The organism is Mesorhizobium sp. BH1-1-4 (assembly GCF_020165665.1).
Classification (GTDB): Bacteria; Pseudomonadota; Alphaproteobacteria; order Rhizobiales; family Rhizobiaceae; genus Mesorhizobium.
Genome location: NZ_JAIUIN010000006.1, coordinates 329,949 through 336,149 on the forward strand (window position 1 = coordinate 329,949; position 6,201 = coordinate 336,149).

The following is a 6,201-nucleotide window of genomic DNA, read 5'->3' on the forward strand; positions in this document are numbered from 1 at the left end:
CATCCTGAGATGAGTGCTCTAAGCTTGGCCCATTTGCTGACGGTGCGGCGTGCAACGCGCGTCTGATCCCCGCATCACCGCCGGCGTCGTCGCGCTCGCCGGGATCGCGCTGCTGATCGGCGGCGCCTTTGCCGGGCTGCTCCTCGAAGGCGCGCATGACCTCTCCGGCGCCTGGGCGGCCTTCGATCCTTACCTGCTGCGCGTGGTGCGCTTCACGCTCTGGCAGGCAACCCTCTCGACCCTGCTTTCGGTGATACCGGCGCTGTTCGTGGCGCGAGCCCTGTCCCGGCATCCACGCTTCTTCGGCCGCGCGTTCATTCTGCAACTCTTCGCCGTGCCGCTGGCGCTGCCGGCGATCGTCGCGGCGCTCGGCATCCTGGCGCTCTATGGCCGTGCCGGTTACTTCGCCGGCATGCTCGGTGCCGTCGGCGGTCAGGGCTGGCCGGGCATCTACGGCCTGTCCGGCATTCTCGTCGCCCATGTCTTCTTCAACCTGCCGCTGGCCACCCGCCTGTTCCTGGAAGCGTTGCAAACCATTCCCTCCGACCAGTGGCGGCTGGCAAGCCAGCTCGGCATGGGCGCGCGTCCGGCGTTCCGGCTGATCGAATGGCCGACGCTGCGCGCCGCTCTGCCCGGTGTCGCCGGGCTGGTCTTCATGCTCTGCATCACATCCTTCACCATCGTGCTGACGCTCGGCGGCGGGCCGGCCGCGACGACGCTCGAAGTCGGCATCTATCAGGCCTTGCGCTTCGATTTCGATCCGGCGCGTGCCGTCGCGCTGACATTGCTGCAGATCGCCTTGACCTTCATCGTGGTGTTGGCGCTGGCGCGGCTCGGCGCCAATGTCGTCGGCGACGCCAACCTCCCGGTCGCGCCGCGCCGCTATCTCTCTGTCAACGGGACCGAAACCACACTGAATGCCTTGCTCATCGTGCTGGCGCTGCTGTTCGTCGCGGGACCGATGGCCGCGACCGTGATGGCCGGATTGGGCGCCGATCTCGGCCGGTTGGCCGGGGAGGCCACCGTCCGGCAGGCGACGCTGACCAGTGCGGTGCTGGCCTTCCTGTCGGCATGGCTTTCCGTGATGCTGTCGCTGGCGCTGACCATGGCGCGCCGGGCGCTGGCACTGAACCGACGCGCCGGTCCGAGGACGCTGCTCGAACATGCAACCGACACCGGCGCCGGCTTTGTCCTCGTGGTGCCGCCAATCGTCATCGGTGCCGGCTGGTTCCTTCTGTTGCGCCATGCCAGCGACGTCTTTGCCATCGCCCCGATCATGGTCGTCACCGTCAACGCCGTCATGGCGATGCCTTTCGCGCTGCGCGCCATCCGCCCCGCCTATGATGCGGCGAGCGAGCGCCACGAACGGCTCTGCGCGCAGCTTGGCATTTCCGGCCTGGCCAGGTTGCGGCTGGTGGACTGGCCGTCGCTGCGGCGCCCGCTTGCCACCGCCTTTGCCTTCGCCATGGCGCTGTCGCTTGGCGATCTCGGCGTCATCGCCCTGTTCGGCAGTGATTCCGTGCAGACCTTGCCCTACCTTCTCCTGGCACGCATGGGCAGCTACCGCACGCAGGACGCCGCCGGCCTGGCGCTGCTGCTCGGCCTGGTCTGCCTAGCACTGGTGCTGGCAGCGGACTGGCTGGGAAGGGAGAGGGGCCGCGATGTCTGACGGAGCGATTGCCACGAAAGGTGTTCCAGTGCGGCTGGAGAAGGTTTCGTTCACCTATGGCGAGGCTCCGCTTTCCTTCGATGTCGCGTTCGCGGCGGCCGAAATCACCGCCATCATGGGGCCGAGCGGATCGGGGAAGTCGACGCTGCTCAATCTGCTGGCCGGGTTCGAGACACCACTGTCCGGCCGTGTGCTGATCGGCGGAGCCGATGTCGGCGCCGAGCCGCCAGCCTCGCGGCCGGTGTCGATGATGTTTCAGGAAAACAATCTTTTCGCCCATCTTTCCGTCGAGCAGAATGTCGGGCTCGGCCGCTCGCCATCGTTGCGGCTGACAGAAGCCGACCACGCCGATATCGCGGAGGCGCTTGCGCGCACCGGCCTCGCCGGCAAGCAGAAGCGGCTGCCGCGCGAACTCTCGGGCGGCGAGCGCCAGCGTGTCGCCCTTGCCCGCGTGCTGGTGCGTGACCGCCCGGTGCTGCTGCTCGACGAGCCCTTCGCCTCGCTTGGGCCCGCCCTGCGAAACGACATGCTCGACCTGGTTGCCGACCTGCATGCCGAGCGTGGCATGACGGTGCTGTTCGTCACGCACCAGCCGCAGGATGCCCGCCGCATCGGCCAGAATGTGGTGTTTCTGGACAATGGCGCGGTCGCTGCCGCAGGCGCCGCGGACGATTTCTTCGCCGGGGCTGGTCCAGAGGCATTCCGGCGCTATATCGGCGCCAGTGCCGGGGATTCCGTATCACGAGATATTGCCCGGAAGCCGACATAATTTACGGTCAAACCGGCTTCTGGCGAAGGGACGCTTGCTTGCCATGGTCCATGTAGTGTGGCTAGGTCCGCCCTATTGGTCCGGCACAGGCCGTGATTTGCCTACAGCATCCGCCGCACGCCCCCGAGGGACGCGTGACGGATGCTGTAGCAGTTTGTTTTTTGCGCATGACGGCTCCGAAGATCGCCCCCGATTTTCATGGTCATGCGCCCAGGATCTGAAAGGAAGCCGTTCTGGCGATCGGCGTTGACAGAGCAAGACGCAATCCGCTGGCGCGCTTTCTGGCGCTGGCCGGCTTTGCCGTGGCTCTCGCCAGCTGCCAGATGTTCACGCCGCCGGACGTGCAGGAATCCGGCTTCCAGCCGTCCGACAAGCCGATCACGGTGGATAATGTCGCCGCCAACAGCAAGCTTGCCGAACTCGCCAAGGCGCAGCATCCGCGCATCCTGGCGACCTATGGCGGCGAGTATTCCGATCCCAAGCTCGAGCGCATGGTCGCCAAGGTGGTCGGCAATTTGACCGTGGTGTCGGCCAACCCGACCCAGACCTATCGCATCACCATCCTCAATTCGCCCAACGTCAACGCCTTCGCGCTGCCGGGCGGCTATCTCTACATCACGCGCGGCCTGCTCGCGCTGGCCAATGATTCGTCCGAGCTCGCCGCCGTCATCGCGCATGAAATGGGCCACGTCACCGCCAATCACGGGCTGCAGCGCCAGCAGTTGGAGGCCGAGGAAGGCCTGGCAACCAAGGTGGTTTCCGATGTGCTCGGCGACAGCCCGACCGCCAAGGCGGCGCTGATCCGCGGCAAGCTCAGGCTGGCGCAGTTCTCGCGCAACCAGGAACTGGAGGCCGACGCCATCGGCATCAAGTCGATTGGCGAGGCGGGCTACGATCCTTACGCGGCCGGTCGCTTCCTGCAGTCGATGTCGGCCTATACCGATTTCCGCTCGATATCAGGCGCCACCGACGCCAGCCTCGACTTCCTGGCCACGCATCCCAACACACCGCAGCGCATCGACCTGGCGCAGCGCCACGCGCGCCAGTTCGGCGCCCCGGGCTTCGGCACGCGCGACCGCGATTCCTTTCTTGCCGGCATAGATGGCCTGCTCTATGGCGATACGCCGGAAGAAGGGTATGTGCGGGGCGAGACCTTCCTGCATCCGGGCCTTGGCGTGTCGTTCACGGTGCCGGACGGTTTCATCATCGACAATTCGGCGGCAGCGGTGACGGCGACCGGTCCCGGCGACATAGCGATCCGCTTCGACGGCGTTTCGATCGACAAGAACCGCGCCTTGACCGACTATATCAGAAGCGGCTGGGTGGCAGGCCTCGACGACAGCACCGTCAAGCAGGAAACCATCAACGGCAATGAGGCGGCGACCGCGCATGCCGGCGCCGAGGGCTGGCAGTTCGATATCGCGGTGATCCGCGCCGGCGGCCAGGTCTATCGCCTGCTGACCGCGGCACCGTCGGCCAGCACCTCGCTGGAAACGGTGGCGCGTTCGGTCAGCGGATCCTTCCGCATCCTGAGCCCGGCCGAAAAAGCGGCCCTGAAGCCGCTGCATATCCGCGTACTAACGGTACAGCCGGGTCAGACTATGGGCTCGCTTGCCGCGCAGATGGTGGGGGTCGATCGCAAGCTCGACCTGTTCCGCGTGCTTAATGCGTTGTCGCCGGGTGCCGCGGTTTCGGCCGGCGACAAGGTCAAGATCGTCACCGACAAGTAGCGCTCGTTGCGAGAATCAGGCGGCGGTCGCCAGGAATTCCGGGTTCTGCTTCACCAGCGCCACCTTCAGCTTTTCCATGGCACGGGCCTCGATCTGGCGGACGCGCTCCTTGGAAATGCCGAGAGTCTCGCCGAGCGCCTCGAGCGTGGCGCCCTCATCGCTCAGCCGGCGCTCCTCGATGATCCTGAGTTCACGTGCGTTGAGCGCGCCGAGCGCTGTTTTCAGCCATCCAGAACGGCGTTCGACATCGATCGTGTCGCTGGCGACCTCATCGGGCAGGGGGTCGTCCGCAACCAGGAAGTCCATCCGCTCGGTGGCGCCGGAATCGTCGGCAAGCGGCATGTTCAGCGAGGAATCCGGCGCGGACAGCCGCGAATCCATCATTGCCACATCGGCCTCTGAAACGCCGAGCGCAACCGAAACCTCACGATAGAGCGTCTCGTTGGAAAGCGGCTCGGCGCCGTTCGCTAGGCGGGCGCGCAAACGTCTGAGATTGAAGAACAGGGCCTTCTGCGCCGAACTGGTGCCGCCGCGCACGATCGACCAGTTGCGCAGGATATAATCCTGCATAGAAGCGCGGATCCACCACGTCGCGTAGGTCGAAAACCGCACCTCGCGCTCGGGTTCGAAGCGGGCGGCTGCCTCCAGCAAGCCGACATGCCCTTCCTGGATCAGGTCGCCGAGCGGCAGGCCGTAATGGCGAAATTTGGAGGCCATGGAAATGACCAGCCGCATATGGGCCACGGTGATGCTGTGCAATGCGTTCTGGTCGTTGTCCTCTTTCCAGAGCAATGCGAGACGATGTTCCTCGTCGCGCTCGAGGTAAGGCGCCCTCATTGCCGCGCGGACCATGATCCGACCTGCCGTGTCTTCCATCATAAGGCGCTCCTGGCTCAGGCGGTGCGAATGACAGGCACCGGCTTGAAATGACGGCGTCGTGCCCTAGAACAGCCAAAACTGCCGTGCGCGGGAAAGGTTCCGCCGCCGCAGGCCGGCGCGCGCCGAAGTCCGGGCAATTCGGCGCGGCTGCCTGGAGCCTCCGAATGCGCAAAGAAATATCTTCAGAGAATTTGATTTCTGGAGTTGCCTGTCTTTGAAATTTCATTCCTTATTTTTTCGCCCTGCATCTGTCATTTTCCAGCCCTCACAACATGCCTGACATCAGGGCCAAGGACGGGATCACAGAAAAATGAAATGGCTCAAGTCGCTCATCATCGCCGGAACGCTGCAGGCGCTCGCCGTTGCATCGGGCCATGCCGGCGCCAATCTCGACCAGATCAAGCAGGCCGGCATCATCAAGGTCGGCACGGAAGGCACTTACGCGCCCTTCACCTATCATGACGCTTCCGGCGCGCTGGTCGGCTTCGACGTCGAAATCGCCAAGGCGATCGGCGACAAGCTCGGCGTCAAGGTCGAGTTCCTCGAAGGCAAGTGGGACGGGCTGATCGCCGGCCTCGACGTCAGCCGTTATGATGCCGTGATCAACGAAGTCGGCATCACCGACGCCCGCAAGGCCAAGTACGACTTCTCCGATCCCTACATCGCCTCCAAGGCGGTGCTGATCGTGCGCGGCGACAACACCGACATCAAGACCTTCGCCGACCTCAAGGGCAAGAAGTCGGCACAGTCACTGACCTCCAATTTTGGCAAGCTGGCCGAATCGAACGGCGCCGAACTGGTCGGCACCGATGGCTTCGACCAGTCGATCCAGCTTCTTCTGACCGGCCGTGCCGACGCCACCATCAATGACAGCCTGTCGTTCCTCGACTTCAAGAAGCACAAGCCCGACGCCAATGTGAAGATCGCCGCCCAGGAAGAGAATGCCGATTACTCCGGCGTCATCGTCCGCAAGGGCGACCCGGAACTGGTCGCGGCCATCAACAAGGCGCTGGCCGACATCAAGGCCGATGGCACCTATCAGAAGATCGCCGACACCTATTTCGGCCAGGACGTGTCGAAGTAATTTCACGCACGGGGGCCTTCCGCAGGTCCCGAACCCCGCTCAGGGGGGGGGGGGGGGGGGGGGGGGGGGG

The 6,201-nt window shown here is 64.8% G+C and carries 5 protein-coding genes; 4 read left to right on the forward strand and 1 reads right to left on the reverse strand.

Annotation, left to right across the window (positions count from 1 at the left end):
• Positions 1-49 precede the first annotated feature (49 nt).
• The 3 genes from thiP (at position 50) to LB569_RS14455 (ending at position 4,168) form a co-directional block, all read left to right on the forward strand.
• Positions 50-1,669, forward strand: a complete 1,620-nt coding sequence (gene thiP / locus LB569_RS14445; RefSeq protein ID WP_224692893.1) for a thiamine/thiamine pyrophosphate ABC transporter permease — start codon at positions 50-52, stop codon at positions 1,667-1,669.
• Positions 1,662-2,438, forward strand: a complete 777-nt coding sequence (gene thiQ, locus LB569_RS14450) for a thiamine ABC transporter ATP-binding protein (protein WP_224692894.1) — start codon at positions 1,662-1,664, stop codon at positions 2,436-2,438. The genes thiP and thiQ overlap by 8 nt, the downstream gene beginning before the upstream one ends.
• A gap of 323 nt (positions 2,439-2,761) precedes the next feature.
• Positions 2,762-4,168 carry a M48 family metalloprotease gene (locus tag LB569_RS14455; protein WP_224537818.1) on the forward strand — a complete coding sequence of 469 codons (1,407 nt, stop codon included), beginning with the start codon at positions 2,762-2,764 and terminating at the stop codon, positions 4,166-4,168.
• 15 nt (positions 4,169-4,183) lie between these two features.
• On the opposite strand, the gene LB569_RS14460 is transcribed toward LB569_RS14455, so the two are convergent.
• Entirely contained in the window at positions 4,184-5,047 is an 864-nt protein-coding gene (locus LB569_RS14460; RefSeq protein ID WP_140702316.1) for an RNA polymerase factor sigma-32, read from the reverse strand.
• A 310-nt stretch (positions 5,048-5,357) separates the two neighbouring features.
• On the opposite strand from LB569_RS14460, the gene LB569_RS14465 reads away from it, so the two are divergent.
• Complete coding sequence (locus LB569_RS14465) at positions 5,358-6,131, forward strand: amino acid ABC transporter substrate-binding protein (protein WP_224537588.1); 774 nt, start codon at positions 5,358-5,360, stop codon at positions 6,129-6,131.
• Positions 6,132-6,201: the final 70 nt, after the last annotated feature.

What these genes read in the sequence shown, in the direction of transcription:
- LB569_RS14465 (WP_224537588.1), top strand. Translation starts at nt 5,358, where the DNA reads ATGAAATGGCTCAAGTCGCTCATCATCGCCGGAACGCTGCAGGCGCTC.
- thiQ (WP_224692894.1), top strand. Translation starts at nt 1,662, where the DNA reads ATGTCTGACGGAGCGATTGCCACGAAAGGTGTTCCAGTGCGGCTGGAG.
- LB569_RS14460 (WP_140702316.1), bottom strand. Translation starts at nt 5,047, where the DNA reads ATGATGGAAGACACGGCAGGTCGGATCATGGTCCGCGCGGCAATGAGG.
- LB569_RS14455 (WP_224537818.1), top strand. Translation starts at nt 2,762, where the DNA reads ATGTTCACGCCGCCGGACGTGCAGGAATCCGGCTTCCAGCCGTCCGAC.